The sequence below is a fragment of the Weissella koreensis KACC 15510 genome (assembly GCF_000219805.1).
Lineage (GTDB): Bacteria > Bacillota > Bacilli > Lactobacillales > Lactobacillaceae > Weissella > Weissella koreensis.
The window spans coordinates 1,213,108-1,236,018 of record NC_015759.1 but is presented as its reverse complement, the minus strand read 5'-3'; the positions used below and the strand labels follow the sequence as shown (position 1 = coordinate 1,236,018).

Below are 22,911 nucleotides of genomic sequence, written 5' to 3'. Positions count from 1 at the left end.
TTCCGCTCATACCAACCATTAGAACAACAATCCAATTCCATAATGAATCGTAATTGTTAAAAGTCCAATAATGATATTCCGGATAACCGACTTTCTAACGAAACCTTTGCCTAATTTAGCACTAGCCCAGCCAATAATAGCCGAAGCAATCGTAGTGGCTAAAATAGCTACTAACATCCCCTTTGTTCGACTTAATAAAACCATTGATAGCAGTGGCACTAAACCTGCCAGAGCTGCACAGATCATTGACGAAAAGGCCGCTTCCCATGGATTGACATAATGTCCTAGCTGCACATCATATTTGGTTCCCAAAATAGCTGTTAATGGCTGTTTATTCATTAAATCCTTAGCAATTAAATTAGCTGTTTGTTTAGCCACTCCCCGACCTTCATAAAATTCTTGCAAATCATTTTCAACCAGTTCGGGTTGCTCTTTAATACGTTGTGCTTCTTTTTGAACCACAACTTTTTCAGCATCTGATTGAGAGCTCACTGATGCATATTCTCCCGACGCCATGGATAATGCACAAGCCAAGAGGTCTGAAACTCCAGCAATTAAAAGGGTAAATGAATTATTAGTCGCAGCTCCCACTGAAAATAAAACCCCAACAACGGTCAATACCCCATCATTAGCTCCTAAAACTCCAGCTCGAACCACGTTTAAACGTTCCTCTAATGTAAGTTTTTCACGTTTTTGTACACCCGACTGCATTAGGCGTTCTTCATCTGCTGACAAATTCATATTAAATCTCCCCCATCAAAGTTCCAATTACGAACGTTATAATCATAGTAAAAATCCCAGCTATTACATTCCTGAATGTCGCACGCTTTAAATTAGCTCCTGAAAGTCGAGCCGCCAAAGAACCAGTAATAGCTAAAGCAAGCGCCACAGCTACACCCGTACCCAAGATGTTAAGATGCATCTTAGCTGGTAAAAGTGTAATTGCTATCATAGGTAAAATGGATCCTAATGGAAAAGAAACCATCGAGGCTAGCCCAGCCGAAATAGCATCCATCTCTTGGTTCAAAGTAAACCCATATCGCTCTCGAACGGTTGTTCCTAAAGCATCCTGGGCCATCATTTCTTTAGTTGCTTGGTGAGCTAATTCTGGCTTAATCCCTGCGACTACATATTTATTTTGAACATAATCAAATTCAGATTGCCAATCATTTTCTAAACGTTGTGACTGGGTTTCTTCCGCTTTTTTTTGCGCATCATTTTGCGAATGAACTGAAACATATTCACCCATCGCCATTGAGACCGTCCCAGCTAATGCTCCGGCAAAACCAGCAATAAAAATGGCGAAAGAATTAGTTGTAGCTCCTGCAACCCCGATCACAATACCAGAAACTGATAAAATGCCATCATTAGCACCCATCACCGCTGCTCGGACAATATTACTTCGTTGCGCTAAGCTTTGTTTTTTCTTACTCATATTATTCACTCCTAGTTTATAATCATTTTAAACTAAAACCAGTATACCAAAAATGGGGTTAAAAAACGAATAACATAAAAAAAGCAGGACAAATTCATCCCGCTTTAATCAACAATGATTAAAATAATTTATTATTCTTCAATCTCTAATTCAGCCTCATCTGATTCTGATGTATCTGTATTATTTTCTTCAGGTGATTCATCCGTTGGTTTCTTAAAGTATTCATCCAAAACTCGCTTCATAATTTCATCATAAATAGCTTTATTTTCTGGATCATCTAACCATCGCATCACATTGACCTTACCTTGGCCAATCTTCTCTCCTTCATATGAGAACCAAGAACCAGCTTTTTTAATGATATCTTTGTCTACAGCTAGATCAATCATCTCACCAGTTTTAGAAATTCCCTTTCCAAACATAATCTCAATTTCAACTTCTCTAAACGGAGCTGCAACCTTATTTTTGACAACTTTAATCTTAGTTAAATTACCAACTGACTTAACATCTTCACCGTCTTGTTTAGTTCCATCAATCCCACCTCGACGTCTAACATCTAAACGAACCGTTGAATAGAAACGAAGAGCACGACCTCCAGGTGTAGTCTCAGGATTTCCAAACATAACTCCAATTTTTTCCCGCAATTGATTAATAAAGATAACTGTAGTTTCCGTTTTCAAAATTGAGCCTGAAAGCTTTCTTAAGGCAGATGACATCATTCGGGCTTGCAATCCCATAGACGCATCACCAATTTCACCATCTATTTCTGCCTTAGGTGTTAAAGCAGCCACGGAATCAATAACAATCAAGTCAATCGCAGATGACTGTATCAACGCATCAGCAATTGATAGACCTTGTTCTCCAGTGTCTGGTTGTGAAAGTAAAAGGTCATCAATATTAACGCCCAATGCCTTAGCATATTCCACGTCCATCGCATTTTCCGCATCAATATAAGCTACATTTCCTCCTGTTTTTTGCATTTCTGCAGCAGCATGTAGAGCCAAAGTAGTTTTACCAGATGATTCAGGTCCATAAATTTCAATAATTCGTCCCTTTGGATAACCACCAATTCCAAGTGCAATATCCAATTTTAGTGAACCAGTAGAAGAAGCTTCAATTTGTGAGAATTTAGAATCGCCCATTCGCATAATTGAACCTTTTCCAAAGTTTTTTTCGATTTTTTTCAGTGCTTCATCCAAGGCTTTTTGTCGCGCTTTTGGATCCGTAATTTTGCCTTCAATTCTTTTATTAGGATTAATATTTTTTCCACTCGTTGCCATATTTAATTTCTCCGTTCATTTGAAAATCAATATATTAAGTATAACCTAATTTTAATCTTTTGTAACGTCTTTCCCAATTAATTCTAAAATTAATTGCGCCCCGCATTCAACAGCCTGCTGTCGAACAGACATTCGATCTCCAACTAAATTAAATAATTTAGTTTTAACTTGTCCATTCGGTTGTGACACACCAATATAAACCGTCCCAGCCGGATGGTTTTCTAATCCGTCGGGACCTGCAACCCCTGTTAATCCAATGGCCCAATCTGTTTTTAACCGTGCTTGCGCCCCCTTAGCCATAGCTTGAGCTACTTGTGCTGAAACTACTCCATATTCTTCAACTAAAGCCATGGGTACATTCACCAATTGCTCTTTAGCTACGGCACTATAGGTAACAAAGGAACCAGAAAAAACGGTTGAAATACCACTGACATTGGCTAATTCACTAGCGAACATTCCTGCTGTTAAGCTTTCAGCAGCCGTAATACTCTGCTTTTTCTCAATTAATAACCGACCTAGTTGTTCAATCTTTTTCATTTTAATTGCTCCTAACTAATAAGGATCCACCTAACTAATAAATTAATTATAATATTTTTCAAAGAAAAAGACTGGAATAAACTTCCAGTCCTTTATAAACGAAAAATCAATGTTAGATAACTCCGTTTAGTATCTAATTGATATTATAATTATTTAAAACCATCACTAAAAACAAAACGCGCTTTCCAAAAATATTCAATCCCTGAATAAATTGTAAAGAATAACGCAATCCAGATCATAATTTGCGCGAATGGAACATGAATTAAGTTAAAACCTAAATCATGTAATAAGAAAAAGATGATTGCCAACATTTGCGTAGTAGTTTTTATTTTACCGGGCATTGCAGCAGCCATAACTTCACCGTTATTTTCTACGATTAACGTTCTTAAACCAGTTACCGCTAATTCACGAATCACAATTAAAGCAATCATCCAAGCAGGTAACCATTGAAATTGGACGAAAAAAATCAACGCTGTCATTACAAGAAGCTTATCCGCTAATGGGTCTGCAAACTTCCCAAAATTAGTTACAAGATGTTGTCGACGGGCTATTTGACCATCAGCCGTATCAGTTAACGAAGCGACAATAAAAATAATTGCAGCCACTAAATGCGTCATAGGTAATTGCGATAAACCACCCCATATATCAACTGGTAACATTAAAACAATTGCAAAAATTGGGATCAAAATGATTCTAAAAACGGTTAATTTATTTGGTAAATTCATAATTTTACTAACTTACTCCTATTTTTGAGTGATATTAATCAAGGCATGCCAAACTAAGGTTGTATTACTCAAATTTAGATCATTATCATTGAAATTAACCTTCAAATTATTAGCATTTCCAGTTTGAATATTGACACTTGTAACATCACTATTCAAATTAAACTCCTGATTCACACCAGACTTAACGGTTCCTGAATACAAAACCACCCCTGTATTTGATTTCACTAATACCCATGAATCACCATTTTGACCAGTTAGAGTCAACTTACGATCAGTATCAGCTGGTACCTTAGCTTCAAAAGTAGTAGTGGTTCCCGCAATAGCAGGTTCTGATATTTCTGTTTTCTTATTATCAGACTTCTTTTTATCTTCGGACTTTTTCTTATCTTCAGAAGATGAAGACTTTTCATTTGATGAATCTGAAGATTGTTTTGATGAACTATTTGCTACAGAAGAGCTACTGATAGAAACATGTGAATCTTCTGTTGAAGATTTCGAATGACCTGCAAAGTTTGCAACTAACGCCCAAACCACGATCACAACCGCCAAAGCAACAACACCCATGATTATTTTAGGCATAGCATTTACCAATTGTTTCTTTTGTAAATTTTCTTCGCTACGCATCCCAACTCGAGTAACATTATCTTCATCTACTCGAACTTGTTCCATATTTGGATTTTCAGCTGGCGCTACTAAATCATATCGTTCTAATAAATCATCAGCATCAATTCCAACTGCTGCTGCATATTGACGCGTAAAAGCGCGCTCGTAAAATTTGCCTGGCAATTGATCAAATTGATTATTTTCAATCGCTTGTAAATAACGTTTTTGAATCTTCGTCTGTGCTTGTACATCATCTAAGGTTAGCCCTTTATCAATGCGGGCAGCTTGAAGTTCCTCACCAATTCCCTTTTGTCCCATGTCTGCCATATCACTTAATCCCTTTACTACATATATTTATATGATTATTTTACCATAATTTTATCATTCCGGTTGGATAATTACGCTCGCTATTTCACTTGTTTTAGTTTGTTGCGTAATCGTTTGCATTTCTTCAAACGTTAAACTTTGCAGCAAGTCTAACTCATCTGGCAAAAAAGCTGCGTCAAAGGTGGTCCCTTCAAATTGAGTAGCCCACTCTTCAAGCGAATTAAACTTATTAATCAAGCGACCAATAGCCCCACGTTTAATTTGTTCAAATTCTATAGATAACTCAGCTAACCGTTCCGGAAGAGATTGTAATTCTTGTTTTAGTACTGCGATTAATTCTTCTGGTTCCGGTGTTTCACCTAGCAATACTAGATAAGATAAATTTCTTTCCCAAGTTAATTCCACACTCAAATTATCATCAATCAAGCCCATATCATACCATGTTCGATAATTAGGGGAATTTTCACTGAAAACTAAGTCTAAGGCTAAATCTAGCGCCACACCATTTTTCAAACCAGCTCTTCCTGTAGCCTGGGGTAAGATAATTCTTTGACCTACTGCAATCCGATTACGATGAATATCTGCCTCAAGATATAACGTATCTTCTTTAACCTGTGTAACATTCGATAACATTTGATCTGATGGTTTTGATATTCTTTGGGCAGATGGACGTTTTCCGGCCGGAGAATTTTCAATCAAATTCTGAACGGTTAAAAAATCAAAGGCACCTACGACTACTAAATCCATTTGATCAGGTCGATAAGCTACGGCATAAGCTGATTCTAAATCTGATGGCGTAATTTCATGAACACTCTCAACTGTACCAGCAATATCAAAAGAAAGAGGATCATTGGGATAAAGCTGCCCCAGAATGGATTGATAAAGTTGTGAGGCAGGATCATCCTGATACATATCTATTTCTTGGCTAATAATATTAGCTTCTCGGGTTACCGCAGTTTGATCAAAGTATGGTTCCTGAGTAAAGGTCAACAATTCTTCAAGACTTTGATATCGTTCAGCTAATGAGACAGTAAAATAACTAGTTCGGGTGGGAGAAGTATATGCATTCACCGTATCGCCTGCCTGATTAATTTTAACCATGGCATCATACCCAGGTTGCTTAAATAATTGATGCTCCAAAAAATGAGCAATCCCTAATTTAGGTGTTCCAACATTTAATTTTTCATCAATTTGATTAACATATAAATCACGTGCTCCGTAATCAACCGTTAATAAGCTCACAATTTGATGAAATTCCGGCCGTTGAATCAAATGAACACGTAGTCCATTTTCAAGTTTATAATGTTGTCCTTTTGGAATTTGTCGGTTCATTTCATCCCTCCTTTCGACGTAAAATCATTTGTATCTGTAAGTTTAAACGAAGTGCTGCTCTTTGAATATCTTCTTTGGTTACCTGTTCTATTTGAGCTTGCCATTCATCTGAGGTTAATCTTCTGTGTGTGATTGCTTGACTCAAGCCACGTTCAGTCCGCGTTCTGATTTGATCTTGACCTAACCGATACTCATTCAACATTAATTGTTTTACTTGTTGTAACTCTGTATCGGTAATAAGTTCTTTTTTAAGACGTTTAACCTCCCCTAAGATCATTGATTGTGCTGATTCAACTTGATCAACCTTAACACCTGCCACTACAAACATTAAATCAGTATAGAAATTGAAATCAGAATAAACTGTATAGGCTAATCCGGCCTGTTCACGCACATTTAAAAACAAACGTGAAATTCCAGTTCCACCAAGTAATGAATTTAAAACATAGCCTGTAAAACGTTCAGACCAATCTAATGATAATTTCCAGCTTAATACAATCTGTGCCTGTTGTACGGGTTCATAAATTTCTTTAATTTGGGGTTCTACAAAAACTGGAGTTTGCTTAACTGGTAAACTAACTTTACGGGCATTAAAAGGCAAATATTTTTGAATCAATTGCTTTATTTGATCAGCAGTAACTCCCCCCACTACCACAATGTCAATTTGATCTGTTTGTAATAATTTTTGATAGGTTGCCCACGCTGACATTTCTGTAACATTTTGGACTAATGCTTGATTTCCATAGGCAGCTAAACCTAATTTATGGTCAACAAAACTATCTTCAATTGTTGTACGAACAATTTGATATTCTCGATCTTCATTAAGTCCTTCAATTTCATCTAAAGCAATTTCCTTTTGTCGCATAAAAATCGTAGGATCAAAACCTGTTATATCATCACCTAATGGCTCAAACATTACCGTTTGTAAAAATTTAAAGGCTTCTGTTAGAAGATCTTCACTACTATTCAGTAGTTTAGGATCTACAATTTCCAAATTTACACAAAAATTATGAACTCCTCCAATATTACTAACTTCTACACTAAAACTTGCCCCATATAATTGATTTAAGATTTGAGCAAATTTTTGTTGACTAGGGTATTTTTTAGAAACTGTTTCTAAAAAATTTGAAGTTAAAAAACGCCCAGCTAAATCCGCGTTTAATTTGGGCGTTGCAAAATTTATACTAATTTGTGTTGTTGTAAACTGCTTCGTTGTTTCAACCTGTAGGTGAACCCCATCAGTCAATTTTATTTGATCCGTCATTTTGCCTTCTTTCTTAATCCATGCTGAATTAATTCCAATTCAAAAAATGTTTTTATAAAATTGGTCCCAATAAGCGTGACATCCGTTGAAGCGCTTTTTTCCAAACAGATTGATGCTCAAAGTAAGCCAAATCTAATTTGGTTGATTCTAAAATATCAGCATGGTAAATATTTTCAAGCTGTTTTGCTAAATTTCGATCATACATAAAGGCATTAGCTTCAAAGTTCAAAATAAACGAACGAATATCCATATTAGCAGATCCAATGGAGCTTATGCGGCCGTCAATAGTCACAGTCTTAGCATGCATAAATCCTTTATCATAACGATAAATTTCAGCTCCTACCTGTATAAGTTGTTTTACATACCACTCAGTTGCCCGATAAACAAATGGGTGATCAGGAAATGCTGGGATCATAATTTTAACTTTAACACCTGATAAAACGGCCATTCTTAAAACCTCTAAAACAGCTTGATCAGGAATAAAATATGGGGTTTGAATATAAATACTTTCCGTAGCTGATGCAAACATCTTTAAGTAACCAGTTTGGATTTGTTTTTTCGTATCATCTGGTCCGGATGAAACAATTTGAATAGCGGTTGTTCGATTATTAGATGCTTGTTGACTTGGAAAATAGTCATCTGAAAAATTTAATTGTTGTTTCTTAGTTGTCGCATTCCAATCAGTAAAGAAACGAGATTGAATGGCCAAAACTGCGTCCCCTTCAATTCGAACATGCGTGTCCCGCCAATGACCAAATTTTTTAAAGCGCCCCAAATACTGATCACCGACGTTAAATCCCCCAATGTAACCGATGCTGCCATCAATTACCGCTATTTTACGGTGATCTCGGAAATTAATTCGAAAAGTAATCGCCACATAACGTGGTGATAAAAACGGAACAACTTGTCCCCCCGCATCACGAAGACGACGCCACATTTTATCATGCCGTCCTTTTGAACCCCATTGATCAAATAACACTCGAACTCGGACCCCTGCTTGTGCACGTTGAGTTAACAAATCCACCAATTGATTACCAATTTCATCATCATAAATTGTAAAATATTCAAGATTAATATGATGTTTCGCTTTTTTAATATCTGCAAACAATTGATCAAATTTATCATGACCATCTGTAAAAATATGCACTGAATTTTGAAAAGTTAAAAGAGCCGCATCATTTTGTAAAAACAAGCGTACAAAACTACCTTCTTCTTCCAAATGTTCAGCGGTATCAATTTCATGCGCCAACTTTTTTTGATTTTTGACAATCTTATCAATCCCTAATACTTTTTGGGTTTGTAGACTGAAGATTTTCTTACTATTTAGATTACGTCCCAAGAACATATAAATTATTAGTCCAATTCCTGGCAAAGTAATTAAAACCATTAGCCAAGCCCACATCGAGGAAACTTCTCGTTCACCTCGAAATACAATGGCAATAGCTGCAATTGTGTTCAATAAAACCACAATATCTGCGAAAACATTAATATGTAGATATAAAAATGGCATAGTATTAAATGAATACTCCTATCGTTGCTGTAGTAGCAAGTATTTATTAGATTTTAACATAAAAGCCCCTTCGTCAAAAGGAGCTTTTAAACTTACAATTAATTTTTAGAAGATTGCGCTTAAGATTAAGATAACAATCAAACCAACGATTGAAAGAATGGTTTCCAAAACGGTCCAAATTTTCAAAGTTTGTGTAACCGTCAAATCAAAGAATTCTTTAAACATCCAGAATCCAGCGTCGTTCACGTGAGACAAACCAATTGAACCGGCACCGATAGCAAGAACAACGAATGCTGGATTAACAGCAGTTTGTCCGGCAACTAATGGAGCAACAATTCCAGCAGCAGTCAATCCAGCAACTGTAGCTGAACCAACTGACACACGAATAATCAAGGCGATCAACCATGCAAAGATGATTGGTGACAATGATGTGTGTTGGAAGGCTTGAGCAATGGCATCAGAAATCCCACCTGAAGTCAAAATACCTTTAAAGGCTGCACCACCACCGATAACCATCAATAAGTTAGCGATTGAACTCAATGCATCAGACATTGTCTTTCCAACTTCGGTCATCGTACGACCTTGCTTAGGTCCCATTGACCAGATGGCAAAGGCCATCGCAATAACCATTGCGATCATTGGGTTACCCAACATCGCCATAATTTGATCAAAAGTTGATGGATTGTGCAAGTAACCATTCTGAGCGGCATGTGTCATTGCCTTCCATGCGGTATCACCAATAGATCCAGCATAAACTTGCTTTCCACCATTTTTAATCATCGTGTAAGCAGTAGCAATCAACATGAAGAAAACAGGCATCAATGAAGTGACAATGGCCATCGCAAAGCTTGGTGTATCCTTCAAATCAAATTTCTTAACTTCACCCAAAGCATCTAATTTCTTAGTAACTTTAAAGGCACTTGGTTCTATTTTTTGAGCAAAGCGAGTAAAGATTGGACCAGCTATGATTAATGCAACTAAGGCAACAATCACTCCGTACATCAAGACAACACCAATGTTAGCACCCAAGATGTTCGTAACAGCTGTTGGTGATGGTTGTGGAGGCAAGTATCCTTGCGCAGCTGACAAAGCAGCAGCCATTGGAATTCCAAGGTAGAGCAATGGAACATTAACTTCCAAGGCAATTGAGAAGACGATAGGAATCAAAACTACAAGTCCAACTTCAAACAAAAGAGAAATTCCAATGATGAATGAAGCGATAGCCACAGCCCATTGCAATCGTTTCTTACCAAATAAAGTAATTAACGTTGACGCAATTCGGTATGATCCACCTGAATCAGCAACCAATCGACCAATCATTGAACCGAATCCAAAGACCACGACCAGTTCTCCCATCGTACCACCAATTCCCGACTTTAAGGCGTCGGCAATCGAAGCAGGACCCATTCCAAGTCCAAGAGCAACCAAGATTGAAATAATAATCAAAGAAACAAAAGTGTTAACTTTTAGCTTCAAAATAAATACTAATAATAAGGCAATTCCAAGGATTAGAATCAAGAAAGGCCAAACATTGACCCCATTAACCATCCATGAATAAAAGCTAGGTGCAGCCCCAGCAGCAAGATTAAACATAACAAAACACTCCTAATTTTTTTCACCGCATAATAAATTTGGTTAGCTATTTCGTGTGTGAACGTTGGAAGTCCGCAATATTCTTGTATTCCGTCTGTAGTTGACGGCTTAAACGAATAAAGATTGGAGCAAGTTCACGATAAACAGTATAATTTTCTGGATTTGGCTCATATGTGTTGGCTTCTCCAACCATATCTCCAATAACCTCCAAAGAATCAACAAGTCCCAAGGCTTTTTGTGCCATAACAGTTGCAGCTAATGCCCCAGATTCAAAGGCCTCAGGAACAGTTACAGACTGTTCAAAGATGTCTGCTAACATTTGACGCCAAAGCGCTGAACGAACAAATCCACCAGTCGCTTGAATTGACTTCAAATCACCAACAACTTCTTCCAAAGCTAGTTCAACCATATAAATATTAAAAATAATTCCTTCAAGGACTGAACGAGCCATGTGGGCACGTGTATGACTGTGGGTCAGTCCGAAGAATGATCCACGAGCATTAGCATCCCAAATTGGGGCACGTTCACCACCTAGATATGGGTGGAACAACAATCCATTGGCTCCAGCTGGTACTTGACTTGCAATCTCAGTAATCAAATCATATGAATCCATATTCAACAATGATGCGGTTGACTTCTCTGAATCAAACAAATTGTTCCGGACCCATCGGAATACATCTCCACCATTATTAACCGGACCACCAACAACCCAGTGATCTTTATCCAAAGCATAAGTAAAGGTACGCCCCTTTGGATCAATCTTTGGTGCATCTGTCACGACCCGAATGGCCCCAGAAGTTCCAATTGTAACTGCGGCAACACCTGGTTGAACAGCATTAACTCCCAAGTTTGATAATGGACCATCTCCAGCTCCATAAACAAATGGTGTATCCTTTGGCAATCCCAACAAAGCTGAATATTCTTCTAGCATTTCAGTTTCCATTGTATATGGATCAACTGGAGTTGGCATTTGTTCACGACTTACACCAGTAACTTCAAGAGCTTGTTTATCCCAATCTAAATCGAAAATGTTAAACATCCCAGTTCCTGATGCAATTGAAATGTCCATCTTATTGGCTCCGAACAAACGATGGAAAATATATTCTTTAATTCCCAAATAATGTTCTGCTTTATTATAGATATCTGCATGTTCATTTTTCAACCAAAGTAACTTTGACAAAGGTGCCATTGGATGAATGGGAGTTCCAGTATGAGCATAAATTTCAGCTCCTAGTCCATTTGCCTTTAGCTCTTCAGTATACTTAACAGCTCGTGTGTCAGCCCAAGTGATCACTCGCGTTAATGGGTTCCAATCACCGTCAAAGGCAATCAATGAATGCATCGCTGATGAGAATGAAACGGCTAAAATGTTTGCATCCCGATCAAACCGCACCACTTCTCTAATTGCATCTGAGAAGGCTTCAAAAATTTCATCTAAATCTTCTTCCGCCATATCTGGTGCATCCCGATAAAGGTTATATCCTTTGTTTGCAGAAGTAATAACATGTCCTGCCTTATCAAATAGTACGGCCTTAGTTGAGGTCGTACCCATATCAACACCAATTAAATAATCCATTCGCTCAATCCTCCAATATGAAAAAATCGCATTATTTTATATTAATTATTAACCATTATATGTAAATCTTTTTAACAATGCAAGCGTTTTGCATGTAAGAGTTTTACATATAAATACATAAGTAAATTAAGTACATGATTTATTATAATTAAAACGATTTAATATTGCAAGCGTTTTCATGAATTTATTATTAAAAAAGCTGTGGAACTAAATCCACAGCCTTTTTAATAATAAATTCAGATTAGCTAAAAACTAACAATTAGCAAAAAGTCTCTTATTTTGAATCTTGTTGTGCTTTTGCTTGTTCACGTTCATAATTTGCGATAAACTTATCTGCCTTATTAGTAATTCCCTTCAAATCATCTAATTGAATACTTTTAATAATTTCAATTTCGCGATCTAAAGTCACTCGTTCCTCCGGATTTGCCAATTGATAAGCCCGAAGAATGGCATTGATTGAACGTTTTTGTTTACGCGGAATATTGGCATATTCAATTTGCGGATTAAAACTTAGTCCACGGAAAACACCACCAATGATCATCTTAGCTTTTTTAATCCTAAATTTAACATTTCGCTTCAACAATACCCGAGGCAGCTCGTATCTAAACGCCCCTTTAGCAAGATTTTTTGCATCACGTTTGTTAATTCGCCGGCCAGTTAAAATACGGTTTCTAAATTCATAGCCATATCGCCAAAGACGGCTTTCATCTTTTTCACGAATAACATCACCAGGCATCGAATTTTCTTTTGACTTATGCACGACAATAGAATTCAAAACTGTATATCCACGGTTCACGTCTGCAATTCGATTGGTATATTCCATATCATCGCCCCAAATAAAGTACTCTTTTTGTGGTAATCCAACCATGGCAACCATATCACGGGAAAACATGACCGAAACAAAAGTTGAATTAACAACTTCTATTCCATTATTTTCAACATTTAAATGACTTTGCCAAGTGAATCCACGGGGAGCAGGAACATTCATCCATGATGGGTTTCCATTTCGAGAACCCCAACGTACTACGGAATTAACAAAACCAACATTTTCATTTTCTTCCATGAACTCAACTAAATACTTTAAAGCATCTGGCTCAACAATCGTATCATCGTCCATTAACCATACATAATTATCATCTAATTCCTCGGCAAATAAACGAACCGCTTTATTAAATCCGCCAGCTCCACCTAGATTGTCTGGTGAATTGTATACCACCACTCGGGGGTCTTCAATCGTAGCTAAATATTCTGCCGTTCCATCATTTGATTTATTATTAACCACAATCACATGACTAAGATAATCTGTTTGATCTAAAACCGCTTGCAATGATTCTTTCAACAATGCCAACCGATTATACGTAACAATGGCTGCCGTGACCTTCTTGTTTGTCATTTTAATCTCCAAATTTAATTATAAATTATACAAAATCAATTAATTGATCTTTAAATTTCAAATATAAGTGAGTTCCGATCACTGCAAAAAATGCAATTTCTAACCAGAAAATAGCCATCATTGTTGGTGAATCCCAGAACCACTGATTATTCAAAAAGGTTGCTCGCCAACCATTCACGATATAATAAAAAGGATTTACTCGTGAAATAAAGTAAATAAAATTATTAAACCCATTACCTTGTACTGGCTCCGATAGAATTCCTGAAACAAAGAAAAGTAACCGCAATACTTGACGAATTGCTAAGTCATAATCTGGAATCAAAATATTAATCGTCGCATTAAAAATTCCCAAAAAGAATAACATAACAAAAGCTGCAAATAAGTAATAAATAATCTGGAACCAATAAATACTTGGATGGAAATGTCCAGTAACAATCATCGCAATCATCGCAATCCCAGAAATTGATAGAACCGCAGGAATAACCTGAACCACTCGAATCATTGGTAATATGACGACTGGAAATTTAACATTTTTTACCATATACAACTGAGTTTGAATTGAACGAATTGTATCAGAAAAACCTTGATTGACTAAATACCATGCTGAAAATCCAACCGCCATCCAAGTGAAATATGGCATTCCGTCTTGTGGTGCTCGAGTTTGAAATCCACCACCGAAAATTACCGCATACGTTAAAACTTGAAATAACGGATCCAAAATTTCCCACAAACTACCTAAATACTTATGAGCGTTATTGGCACGCGTATCATAAATAGCTAGCCGGACAGTTAATCCAATATTTTTAATTTGTTCCATCATAAGTTGAAACATTGATTTAATAATAATCCACATCTAATTTACCTACCATATCCAAACCAAATCACTAGCACTACCAGTACTACGATTAAGACAATTGTGAACCATAAACTAAAACGACTAAATCCCTCAAAACTACGTAATTTAGTTATTTGATACATCTCATCTTCTGACATGCCAGACTGAATGTATTTATCTTTTAATTGTTCAAGCGTAAATAATTGTTGTTGTTGTTTTTCATGATTAACAAACGATGTCCGTTCATCTTCACCCATATGGTCTAATTTTTGAGTAAATGCTTGGTATTCGTCAGCAACTTTTTTTGTTGGACCAAAATCAAGCATTTGACCATATTGAATCCACATTACTTTATTCGTAAATTCACGAACCTGCTCTAGATCATGGGAAACGAAGAAAATCGTTTTACCATCCGCAATAAATTCACGAATTTTAGTAAGTGCCTTTTTTGAAAAGTTTTGATCTCCAACTGATAAGGCCTCATCCACAACTAAAATATCAGGGTCATTATGCGTTACGATCGAAAATCCTAACTTTGATCGCATTCCAGAAGAATAGTCTTTAACTGGTTGATCTATAAATTCTCCTAATTCAGAAAATTCAATTATATCAGGCATTGCCAAATCAATTTGGTGATTATTCATCCCCATCATTAACTGCTTCAACCGAATATTTTCACGTCCAGTTAAATCCCAATTTAAACCTTCATTAATTGCCACGACCCCAATGGATCCATTGATTTCTAAGGTACCTGAAGTTTGTGGAATAACACCGCTCAATACGTTTAATAAAGTAGACTTACCAGAACCATTTGTTCCTACGATTCCAACAACATCACCAGGTTCAATATCAAAAGTTAAACCTCTCAAAGCCCAAAAATTAGCTCCATCGGTGTTTCCTTTAAATATTGATTTTAATTTTTCGGATTGAGTTGAAAATAATTGAAAGTTTTTGGTTATTCCCTTTGCTCGCACCGTATATTGTTTCGCTTCATCAAGCATTATTTTCACCTTTATATTTAAAGTATCAATTCAATCGCTTTAACTATGGTATCGAAAAAAGTTTATCTTTTCAAGTTAAACGCAGAATTATCGCTGCTTCTTAATAATGAATAGTCTAATTAGCACAGGCATATACTTAAAATTAGAATTTGCCTTATAAATTTATATCATACTTTTTTACTTAGATTTACTATTCGTGATTCTTTCTTAATGCTTCTACTTTGGAACGTTGTGGTGTAATTGTCAAAGTTTGTTGTCCTTCAAAAATAACGAAACCAGGCTTAGAGCCATTTGGTTTACGTAAACGACGAATCGGCAAATAGTCTACTGGAACGTTAGAAGAATCACGGGCTTTAGAAAAGTAAGCCGCTAACATTGCTCCTTCTTGTAAAGTTTCATCGCTTGGATCATTAGAGTGAATAACTACGTGAGATCCAGGAATATCTTTTGTATGTAGCCAAATATCATTCCGTGCAGCTGTCTTCATTGATAAACGTTCATTTTGCAAATTGTTTTTACCAACTTCGATTAATGTTCCATCGGTTGCATAGAATTTTTCGGGTGCACTAACTTTTGGCTTTTGCTTTTTCTTGGTTTGAATTCGCAAATATCCTTCTTGGATCAACTCTTGCTTAATTTCTTCTATATCTTTAGGTGCAGCAAGGTTAACCTGGGCCTGTAGATTTTCAAAATAGTCAATTTCTAAATTAGCCAAACGCATCTGTTCATCAATATACTTAACAGAAACTTTCAATTTATTGTACCGTGTGAAATATTTTTGTGCATTTCGTGAAGGACTAATTTGATTAGATAGTTCAATCGTTAATGGTTGATTATCATCATAGTAGTTTGGTAAATCAATCGTTGTCATCCCACGTTCAACTTCATGCATGTAGGTAGTTAAGAGTTCTCCCTTAACCTTATATTCATCGGCTTGACTAGCCTTAACTAATTCTTGTTGAAATTTTTTGACCTTATTTTTATTTTTCTTTAACTCATTTTTAATTACACGAAGAACCACATTAGCCTGCTGATTTACCCGATCACGTTCAGACTTCTCAGAAAAATATTGATCCAGCATTTCAGACAATGTTGCATAATTTGTAGCATCTCCTGGCAAAGTTTGCCAGTCAAACGGTGCAAATTTAATACCACGCTCTTGTTCAATAATTTGTGGTTTAGGAGTATTAAATTGGTTTAGCCAAGTTTGTGCATTTGCCAAAGTATCTCCAGGATTATGTAAAACAGTCGCAAACTCTAAAGCTGAATCCTTAGCCATTCCTTGAAAATGCTGTTGTAGCGCGTTAGCTAATTCCGGAATTTCAGGGATATCTAACACTAATTTTGCTAATCCTTGTAGTGATTCAAAAGGATTTAAAACATCTTGCTTGGGCGGCATGATATAACGTCCACCAGGAATAAGTGAACGTACCCGATTTTGATCTGGTGAAACATGTTTAATTAAATCAATAATCTTTTGTTCTGCTTCATCTACCAAAAACAAATTAGAATGGCGTCCCATCATTTCAAGGTATAATGAAGTTTTTTCCTCGTCACCCAATTCATTTCGACCGGTCGTAGATAATTTAATAATCCGATCATTTTCAATTTGTTCAACTCCTAATAACTGTGCCCCTTCAAGATGTTTTCGAAGCATCATAACAAAATTAGGCGCTGTTTGCGGATTAGTATATTTAATTTGTGAAATTTGGGCTCGAGCAAAACTAGGATGAGCACTCAATAGAACCGGATAATTTTTACGATCATTTCTGACCACTAAAAAAATTTCATTTGGGTACGGTTGATGAATTTTAGTAATTCTTCCACCAGCCAAGGTTGTATTTAATTCATGTACCATTGCATGTGTGAATAATCCATCAAATGCCATGAGACACCTCCTTTATCTATTAGCTTTTTATTAATTCTTAGTTCAAATATTTTATTTATTATTTAAATAATCTTCACTTTGTTGCCGATCTTGGTTCAATTGTTCAATTAAAGCATCCATGCCAGAAAACTCAACTTCAGCTCGAAGATAACGATGCCAGCGAACGGTCACGTGTTCTCCATAAACTAGATCTTTAAAATCAAAAAGATTGATTTCCAATGTCTGTGCTCTTCCATGACCAAAGGTAACATTATACCCGATTTGTGCCATACCACCGTACCATTTCTCATTTACTTGGACTTCAACAATATAGACTCCATCTTTAGGTAATCTTTCATCACTAGGTGTCACTAAGTTTAAAGTTGGAAAGCCCATCTCACGCCCACGCGCATCTCCATGCACCACTAGTCCAGTTGTCGTATAAAGTCGATTTAAAATGGGTGGTAATAAGTCTACCTGACCCGCATCTAACAGAGCACGAATTTCTGTGGAAGCAGCTTCAACTCCTTTAACTAAAACTGGCTGAACCTCAATGACTTCAAACCTATTCTGCGCTAATTGTGGCAAAGTTTGCATATTAGCAGTTTTAGCTGGGCCAAAAGTATGATCGAAACCAGCAACAACAGCCACCGCATGTAAGTCCACCATATATTGTTGAACAAATTTTACTGGTGAAAGTCGAGCTAAAGCTGATGTGAATTCTATTAAGTAGACAATCTCAACACCTAAGTCAGCAAACATATTTAATTTTTGTGGCGTTGGTGTAAGGTATTTAAAGGGTTGTGGTTGCTTACTAAAAACCACCGAAGCATGTTGATTATACGTTAACACCGCTAACTTTACATTTTCTTGACGTGCTTTTTGAGCAGCTTTTTTAATTACTGCTTGATGTCCAATGTGGACACCGTCAAAAAATCCCATCGCTAAAACGACTGGTTCTAATAAAATTTGTTCCATTTGATAAGGATGATGTAATTTAATAACTTGCATACGTTTAGTACCTCTTTATAACCTTTCTCGTCAATTTAATGAATCTTAAAAGTCCGATACGGCCGATATTGATTTTTATCTTGGTTCCAAGCAACGACCGACTTAACCTCTCCATCGTAGACATATACTAATTGATCACTTTGATATGGCATTTCTTCTGCCGAGAGGCCTTTTCCATCCTTAACCTCAACCCATTGGGCATGCGTTAATTCAACATGCGGTAATTCATTTAAAGCATAATCAAGTGGATAAATTATTTCCATAATTTTTTCCACTGGTTGAGCTGCGATTTCTTCTAAAGAGTGAGCCTGTTCTAATTTAAAGCCACCTGCCTCTACCCGAGTCAAACGGCTCATAACTGCTGGTACACCTAAATGTTTACCTAAATCAACAGCCAAAGTTCGAATATATGTCCCTTTTGAAACACGAGCGGTGAATGTAAAAGTTTGCGTCCCAGCACTTAAATCAAAAGATGGATCATTTGTCATCTCAAAGTCGTATATCATAACTTGACGCTCTGGTCGTTCAACTGTCTCACCAGCCCGCGCATATTGATATAATCGTCGACCATTCACTTTGACCGCTGAATACATTGGCGGAATCTGGGTGATTTCACCAGTCATTTGCTCCATGGCTGTAGTAATTGTCGCCGTATCAAAGGGGTTAGATAGAGGCTTTTTCTCCACTACTTCGCCATCTAAATCTTCCGTTTCTGTTGAAAATCCGAAAATTATTTCACCCGTATAAACTTTACCGCTATTTTGTAAAAATTCGATCGTTTTAGTCGCCCGTCCCAATGCAACTGGTAAAACACCATCAACTGAAGGATCCAAGGTACCAGCATGACCGATCTTTTTCATCTGTAAAATTTTACGTAATCTAAAAACTACATCATGTGAAGTCATACCACTTGGCTTATTAACTGCAATAATTCCGTCCATCTTGATCCTCCGAATAAATAAATAAGAGTGTAGTAAAAATTGTTATTTTAATAAAATTTCCATACCTTGGTTTGCAAGGAAGACATTGAAAATATCATTAATACTAACCATATTAAGTTTTGAAGCACGTTTTTAAAGAGGCTAGGACAATTATTTGCCCCAGCCTCACTGCTGCCTACTTTAATTTATCATGTTCATAAGTGTGCACTAAGTCCAAATCAGGAAAACTTTGTTGACGTAACGCTTCATAAATCACAATTGCAGCTGTGTTTGATAAGTTCAAAGCACGAATATGTTGATCATTTTGAGGAATACGTAAAGCCAAATCAGAATGTTTACGCATAAATTCTTCCGGTAATCCGGTCGTTTCTTTACCAAACATGAAGTAATAATCACGTTCTGGCTGAGTATAATCGACCTCATGATAGCTTCGCTCCGCAAATTTTGAAATTAAAAACAATTCATCATTATCCTTTAAACTTTCCATAAAACTAGGTAGATCTGGGTGAATTGTAATATCAACAGTATCCCAATAATCCAAGCCGGCTCTTTTTAAATGCTTGTCATCTAATTGAAACCCCAAAGGTTCAATTAGATGTAACTTTGTATTAGTTCCTGTAGCCGTCCGTGCAATATTACCTGTGTTAGCAGGCATTAAAGGCTCAAATAAAACAATATGATTAGTCATGTTTTTATATTCCTTTTTCTAATGGTGGTACTTGCCGTGTTTGTAAGCGACCTTGCCAATTTTCTAATTGTTGAATAAAAGATTTACTTTTTAAATGGACACCAACCTGATCATCATAAATATGATTCATTAAACGTGCCATTTCTTGCTTAGTTTCGGCTTTTAATTTTAAAGATCCTAACTGCTTTAGTGGTGTTTGTGATAATTTAGATAAAATCAGCACCGCTCTTGGATCGATATGCCATCGTTGTTCATCAGCTTTAAAATGATTCTGACATAGAACTCCACTATACTGGTCTGAAAAGTCTAAAGGTAAATCGCTACGCCCGCAAATTACACATTTATTCCAGGTCATCTCTAATCCAAATGACGGTAATAAAGCCAATTCAAAATAATTAGCGATTCCTTGAGGTTCAAATCCCTGTTCAAGCTTCTCCAACCCCAACTGTGCCAAGTCAAACCACTTAACTAGATTTTTATTATCAACAAATGCCGAATCAATAAGACCTAGAATGTATGTTCCATAGGCATTTAATTCAATATCATTCATAAATATTCGCGCCAAACGAGTGGCCTTAACATCATCAATGAAACTCAAACCGCTATAATTAATTGTTCCTTCATAAGTCGCCTGCATTAAGGGCTGAAGATCAGCTGTTAAGCGATTTTTTTTAGATTTACCATTTTTGACAAAAAACATTTTTTTACCAAATTCACGGGTGAGTATTTTTACCAGTAGATCTCGTTCTTTATGTTCCCGCTGATACATGACAATCCCATGAAAAGTACTTAATCGGGTCTCAACCATGTTAGCCCCCTCAAAAAATCATTTTAATTAGATATCAGAATCCTCTTTATAACCATATGATTGAAGCGCTTGAGGCCTGTCACGCCAACGTTCTTCTACCTTTACCCAGGTCTCTAAGAAGACTTTGTCCCCCAATAAACGTTCAATATCCCGCCGAGCTCGAATTCCGATTTCTTTAATCATCGCACCTTGTTTTCCAATGACAATATTCTTTTGAGTCGGACGCTCAACGATAATTGTAGCTTGAATATGCAAATGCTTTTCATCTTTACGTTCAATTTTATCAATAACGACTGCTACTGAATGCGGTACCTCTTGGCGTGTTAGTTGAAGAACCTTTTCCCGAATTAATTCGGCCATAATAAAGCGTTCAGGGTGATCTGTAATTTGATCAGCTGGATAGTATTGTGGTCCTACTTCCATCTTTGGCATTGCAAAATCTAACAAGCTTTGCACGCCATCTCCATTACGAGCTGAAATAGGGAATATTTCTGCAAAGTCCATTTGAGATTGATAATCTGCAATCATAGTTAGCAGAGCTTCAGGCTTCACCAAATCAATTTTATTTATGATTAAGTAAACTGGCGTCTTCGTTTCTTTTAAGCGGTTAATAATGAAATCATCTCCGCGGCCTCGTGGTGTTTCAGCATCAACTAAAAACCATACCATATCAGATTCACGAATTGCTGACATAGCCGTTTTAACCATATAGTCACCCAATGAATTTTGAGGTTTGTGAATACCAGGCGTATCCAAGAAAACAATTTGTCCTTGCGTCGTAGTATAAATCCCTTGAATTTTGTTACGTGTTGTTTGTGCTTTTGGTGACATAATGGCGATTTTTTCACCAATCATTTGATTCAATAAAGTAGACTTTCCAACATTAGGACGTCCAACTAAGGCAATAAAGCCTGACTTAAATTCTTGCTCGCTCATTATTTTCCTCTTTTTTTCACTGTTAGTGACAACTTTTCATTGTCATTAGTTATACGTAAGTTAGTTATTATAAAAACTAAATTTTTATTTTAAAATTTTAAATTTAATAATTGTTCAATAATTGGAAGCACGTAAGGATAAAAAACAATAACACCAACGGCCATTGCAAACATCACAGCAAACACAACAGCCCCTGCTGCAACATCTTTAGCAATTTTAGCCAAAGGATGATATTCATACCCAACGATCAAATCAACCATAGTCTCAATCATTGTATTAACGAACTCTGACATCACTACGGCAAAAATAGCCATAGCTGTCCAGAGCCAGTCTTGACGCCCGATTCGAAGATGAAATCCTAAATAAATCACTATAACTGACGCAAAAAAATGAAATCGCATATTTCTTTCACGTACTAATAGTTGTCCAATTCCTTCCACAGCATGTCCAAAAGATTGCAAGAAATGAGAATTCTTGGTCACTTGTTGCTCATCAAGGGGTGTTATTGGCTTGATTTTTTTATTATCGTTTGAGTCCAAAGTCATCTAAAATCTCCCGTTGCAAACGAAACATTATTTTTTCATCCTCAGCACTACGCATATGATCATAATTATTTAAATGCAGGAAGCCATGAACAGATAAGAATCCTAATTCACGTTCAAAAGGATGTTCTAAAAAGTCAGCTTGTTCTTTAACTTTATCCACAGAAATAAAAATATCGCCAATGTTTTTAGGTAATTCGGACATCATTTCCGAATCCATAATAATTGGTAAATCATCATCATCATCTTCCAATGCGAAAGAAATCACATCCGTTGGTTTGTCCAAATCTCGATATTCCCGATTAATTCGTTGAATCTCATCATTATTGACAAACGTTACTGACATCTCAGTATTTACGGGTAGTTCTAGATAATTACCTGCAAATTCTAAAACGTTTTTAACCAAATCTATTTGGTCACTAGGCACCCCTAGCTTCGTTTGATCATAAATCGCCAAATCCATTATCATTCATCTCCTGAATCTTTTATAATTTTCATTTCATATCAATTATATTCTCATATAATTGCACCCATAGTCGAGTGAATATACTACATCATTTAGATCAGCATTGAAATCAAGATAAGTATCCTATCTTAATTTTGGTTTATAAAGGCCACACATTCTGTGTATCGACCAAAATAATTAACCATTATCACGTACAATATCTTATATATTATACCGCACATTAAATAAGACACCTAACGTTTGCTCA

22 protein-coding genes are annotated in these 22,911 nt (G+C 36.4%); all 22 read right to left on the bottom strand.

The window, feature by feature from the left end; translation table 11 throughout:
* Positions 1 to 18: 18 nt before the first annotated feature.
* The 22 genes from WKK_RS06045 to ybeY all read right to left on the bottom strand — a co-directional run bounded on the left by WKK_RS06045 (position 19) and on the right by ybeY (position 22,661).
* On the bottom strand, positions 19 to 741 hold the full coding sequence (locus WKK_RS06045) for a VIT1/CCC1 transporter family protein (RefSeq protein WP_006845206.1): 723 nt from the start codon (positions 739 to 741) through the stop codon (positions 19 to 21).
* Position 742: 1 nt separating this feature from the next.
* Entirely contained in the window at positions 743 to 1,435 is a 693-nt protein-coding gene (locus WKK_RS06040; protein ID WP_006845205.1) for a VIT1/CCC1 transporter family protein, read from the bottom strand.
* A gap of 131 nt (positions 1,436 to 1,566) precedes the next feature.
* Positions 1,567 to 2,712: a recombinase RecA gene (gene recA / locus WKK_RS06035; RefSeq protein ID WP_006845204.1), complete on the bottom strand. Its 1,146-nt coding sequence runs from the start codon at positions 2,710 to 2,712 to the stop codon at positions 1,567 to 1,569.
* Between the two features lie 51 nt (positions 2,713 to 2,763).
* Positions 2,764 to 3,249: a nicotinamide-nucleotide amidohydrolase family protein gene (locus tag WKK_RS06030; RefSeq protein WP_013989771.1), complete on the bottom strand. Its 486-nt coding sequence runs from the start codon at positions 3,247 to 3,249 to the stop codon at positions 2,764 to 2,766.
* Positions 3,250 to 3,398: 149 nt separating this feature from the next.
* The gene (gene pgsA / locus WKK_RS06025) at positions 3,399 to 3,974 is read right to left on the bottom strand and encodes a CDP-diacylglycerol--glycerol-3-phosphate 3-phosphatidyltransferase (RefSeq protein ID WP_013989770.1); all 576 of its coding nucleotides are present in this window, start codon (positions 3,972 to 3,974) and stop codon (positions 3,399 to 3,401) included.
* Between the two features lie 18 nt (positions 3,975 to 3,992).
* Positions 3,993 to 4,904, bottom strand: a complete 912-nt coding sequence (locus WKK_RS06020; RefSeq protein WP_006845201.1) for a helix-turn-helix domain-containing protein — start codon at positions 4,902 to 4,904, stop codon at positions 3,993 to 3,995.
* Between the two features lie 54 nt (positions 4,905 to 4,958).
* Entirely contained in the window at positions 4,959 to 6,236 is a 1,278-nt protein-coding gene (gene yfmH / locus WKK_RS06015) for an EF-P 5-aminopentanol modification-associated protein YfmH (RefSeq protein ID WP_013989769.1), read from the bottom strand.
* Position 6,237: 1 nt separating this feature from the next.
* Entirely contained in the window at positions 6,238 to 7,497 is a 1,260-nt protein-coding gene (gene yfmF, locus WKK_RS06010) for an EF-P 5-aminopentanol modification-associated protein YfmF (protein ID WP_013989768.1), read from the bottom strand.
* Between the two features lie 52 nt (positions 7,498 to 7,549).
* Positions 7,550 to 9,007, bottom strand: coding sequence for a cardiolipin synthase (gene cls, locus WKK_RS06005; protein WP_006845198.1), 1,458 nt, complete (start codon positions 9,005 to 9,007; stop codon positions 7,550 to 7,552).
* Positions 9,008 to 9,112: 105 nt separating this feature from the next.
* Positions 9,113 to 10,600, bottom strand: coding sequence for a gluconate:H+ symporter (locus tag WKK_RS06000; protein WP_006845197.1), 1,488 nt, complete (start codon positions 10,598 to 10,600; stop codon positions 9,113 to 9,115).
* A gap of 46 nt (positions 10,601 to 10,646) precedes the next feature.
* The gene (gene gntK / locus WKK_RS05995) at positions 10,647 to 12,176 is read right to left on the bottom strand and encodes a gluconokinase (RefSeq protein ID WP_006845196.1); all 1,530 of its coding nucleotides are present in this window, start codon (positions 12,174 to 12,176) and stop codon (positions 10,647 to 10,649) included.
* 274 nt (positions 12,177 to 12,450) lie between these two features.
* Complete coding sequence (locus WKK_RS05990; RefSeq protein WP_006845195.1) at positions 12,451 to 13,569, bottom strand: glycosyltransferase family 2 protein; 1,119 nt, start codon at positions 13,567 to 13,569, stop codon at positions 12,451 to 12,453.
* Positions 13,570 to 13,594: 25 nt separating this feature from the next.
* The gene (locus tag WKK_RS05985; protein ID WP_006845194.1) at positions 13,595 to 14,422 is read right to left on the bottom strand and encodes an ABC transporter permease; all 828 of its coding nucleotides are present in this window, start codon (positions 14,420 to 14,422) and stop codon (positions 13,595 to 13,597) included.
* Positions 14,423 to 14,427: 5 nt separating this feature from the next.
* Positions 14,428 to 15,405 carry an ABC transporter ATP-binding protein gene (locus tag WKK_RS05980; protein ID WP_006845193.1) on the bottom strand — a complete coding sequence of 326 codons (978 nt, stop codon included), beginning with the start codon at positions 15,403 to 15,405 and terminating at the stop codon, positions 14,428 to 14,430.
* Positions 15,406 to 15,595: 190 nt separating this feature from the next.
* Complete coding sequence (locus tag WKK_RS05975; protein ID WP_006845192.1) at positions 15,596 to 17,293, bottom strand: NFACT RNA binding domain-containing protein; 1,698 nt, start codon at positions 17,291 to 17,293, stop codon at positions 15,596 to 15,598.
* A gap of 51 nt (positions 17,294 to 17,344) precedes the next feature.
* Entirely contained in the window at positions 17,345 to 18,283 is a 939-nt protein-coding gene (gene ribF / locus WKK_RS05970; RefSeq protein ID WP_013989767.1) for a riboflavin biosynthesis protein RibF, read from the bottom strand.
* A gap of 35 nt (positions 18,284 to 18,318) precedes the next feature.
* Complete coding sequence (gene truB, locus WKK_RS05965) at positions 18,319 to 19,224, bottom strand: tRNA pseudouridine(55) synthase TruB (protein ID WP_006845190.1); 906 nt, start codon at positions 19,222 to 19,224, stop codon at positions 18,319 to 18,321.
* 175 nt (positions 19,225 to 19,399) lie between these two features.
* Positions 19,400 to 19,912 (bottom strand): tRNA (cytidine(34)-2'-O)-methyltransferase, encoded by a 513-nt coding sequence (locus WKK_RS05960; protein ID WP_006845189.1) that lies wholly within the window; start codon positions 19,910 to 19,912, stop codon positions 19,400 to 19,402.
* A 4-nt stretch (positions 19,913 to 19,916) separates the two neighbouring features.
* On the bottom strand, positions 19,917 to 20,720 hold the full coding sequence (gene recO / locus WKK_RS05955; protein ID WP_013989766.1) for a DNA repair protein RecO: 804 nt from the start codon (positions 20,718 to 20,720) through the stop codon (positions 19,917 to 19,919).
* A 27-nt stretch (positions 20,721 to 20,747) separates the two neighbouring features.
* The gene (gene era / locus WKK_RS05950; RefSeq protein ID WP_013989765.1) at positions 20,748 to 21,656 is read right to left on the bottom strand and encodes a GTPase Era; all 909 of its coding nucleotides are present in this window, start codon (positions 21,654 to 21,656) and stop codon (positions 20,748 to 20,750) included.
* Between the two features lie 89 nt (positions 21,657 to 21,745).
* Positions 21,746 to 22,201, bottom strand: coding sequence for a diacylglycerol kinase family protein (locus WKK_RS05945; protein ID WP_006845186.1), 456 nt, complete (start codon positions 22,199 to 22,201; stop codon positions 21,746 to 21,748).
* Positions 22,179 to 22,661, bottom strand: coding sequence for an rRNA maturation RNase YbeY (gene ybeY, locus WKK_RS05940; RefSeq protein ID WP_013989764.1), 483 nt, complete (start codon positions 22,659 to 22,661; stop codon positions 22,179 to 22,181). The genes WKK_RS05945 and ybeY overlap by 23 nt, the downstream gene beginning before the upstream one ends.
* Positions 22,662 to 22,911: the final 250 nt, after the last annotated feature.

What these genes read in the sequence shown, in the direction of transcription:
- ribF (WP_013989767.1), bottom strand. Translation starts at nt 18,283, where the DNA reads ATGCAAGTTATTAAATTACATCATCCTTATCAAATGGAACAAATTTTA.
- WKK_RS05960 (WP_006845189.1), bottom strand. Translation starts at nt 19,912, where the DNA reads ATGACTAATCATATTGTTTTATTTGAGCCTTTAATGCCTGCTAACACA.
- ybeY (WP_013989764.1), bottom strand. Translation starts at nt 22,661, where the DNA reads ATGGATTTGGCGATTTATGATCAAACGAAGCTAGGGGTGCCTAGTGAC.
- WKK_RS06045 (WP_006845206.1), bottom strand. Translation starts at nt 741, where the DNA reads ATGAATTTGTCAGCAGATGAAGAACGCCTAATGCAGTCGGGTGTACAA.
- yfmH (WP_013989769.1), bottom strand. Translation starts at nt 6,236, where the DNA reads ATGAACCGACAAATTCCAAAAGGACAACATTATAAACTTGAAAATGGA.
- yfmF (WP_013989768.1), bottom strand. Translation starts at nt 7,497, where the DNA reads ATGACGGATCAAATAAAATTGACTGATGGGGTTCACCTACAGGTTGAA.
- truB (WP_006845190.1), bottom strand. Translation starts at nt 19,224, where the DNA reads ATGGACGGAATTATTGCAGTTAATAAGCCAAGTGGTATGACTTCACAT.
- WKK_RS05990 (WP_006845195.1), bottom strand. Translation starts at nt 13,569, where the DNA reads ATGACAAACAAGAAGGTCACGGCAGCCATTGTTACGTATAATCGGTTG.
- WKK_RS05975 (WP_006845192.1), bottom strand. Translation starts at nt 17,293, where the DNA reads ATGGCATTTGATGGATTATTCACACATGCAATGGTACATGAATTAAAT.
- WKK_RS06030 (WP_013989771.1), bottom strand. Translation starts at nt 3,249, where the DNA reads ATGAAAAAGATTGAACAACTAGGTCGGTTATTAATTGAGAAAAAGCAG.
- cls (WP_006845198.1), bottom strand. Translation starts at nt 9,007, where the DNA reads ATGCCATTTTTATATCTACATATTAATGTTTTCGCAGATATTGTGGTT.
- WKK_RS06000 (WP_006845197.1), bottom strand. Translation starts at nt 10,600, where the DNA reads ATGTTTAATCTTGCTGCTGGGGCTGCACCTAGCTTTTATTCATGGATG.
- WKK_RS06020 (WP_006845201.1), bottom strand. Translation starts at nt 4,904, where the DNA reads ATGGCAGACATGGGACAAAAGGGAATTGGTGAGGAACTTCAAGCTGCC.
- pgsA (WP_013989770.1), bottom strand. Translation starts at nt 3,974, where the DNA reads ATGAATTTACCAAATAAATTAACCGTTTTTAGAATCATTTTGATCCCA.
- WKK_RS05980 (WP_006845193.1), bottom strand. Translation starts at nt 15,405, where the DNA reads ATGCTTGATGAAGCGAAACAATATACGGTGCGAGCAAAGGGAATAACC.
- gntK (WP_006845196.1), bottom strand. Translation starts at nt 12,176, where the DNA reads ATGGATTATTTAATTGGTGTTGATATGGGTACGACCTCAACTAAGGCC.
- recO (WP_013989766.1), bottom strand. Translation starts at nt 20,720, where the DNA reads ATGGTTGAGACCCGATTAAGTACTTTTCATGGGATTGTCATGTATCAG.
- recA (WP_006845204.1), bottom strand. Translation starts at nt 2,712, where the DNA reads ATGGCAACGAGTGGAAAAAATATTAATCCTAATAAAAGAATTGAAGGC.
- WKK_RS05985 (WP_006845194.1), bottom strand. Translation starts at nt 14,422, where the DNA reads ATGTGGATTATTATTAAATCAATGTTTCAACTTATGATGGAACAAATT.
- WKK_RS06040 (WP_006845205.1), bottom strand. Translation starts at nt 1,435, where the DNA reads ATGAGTAAGAAAAAACAAAGCTTAGCGCAACGAAGTAATATTGTCCGA.
- era (WP_013989765.1), bottom strand. Translation starts at nt 21,656, where the DNA reads ATGAGCGAGCAAGAATTTAAGTCAGGCTTTATTGCCTTAGTTGGACGT.
- WKK_RS05945 (WP_006845186.1), bottom strand. Translation starts at nt 22,201, where the DNA reads ATGACTTTGGACTCAAACGATAATAAAAAAATCAAGCCAATAACACCC.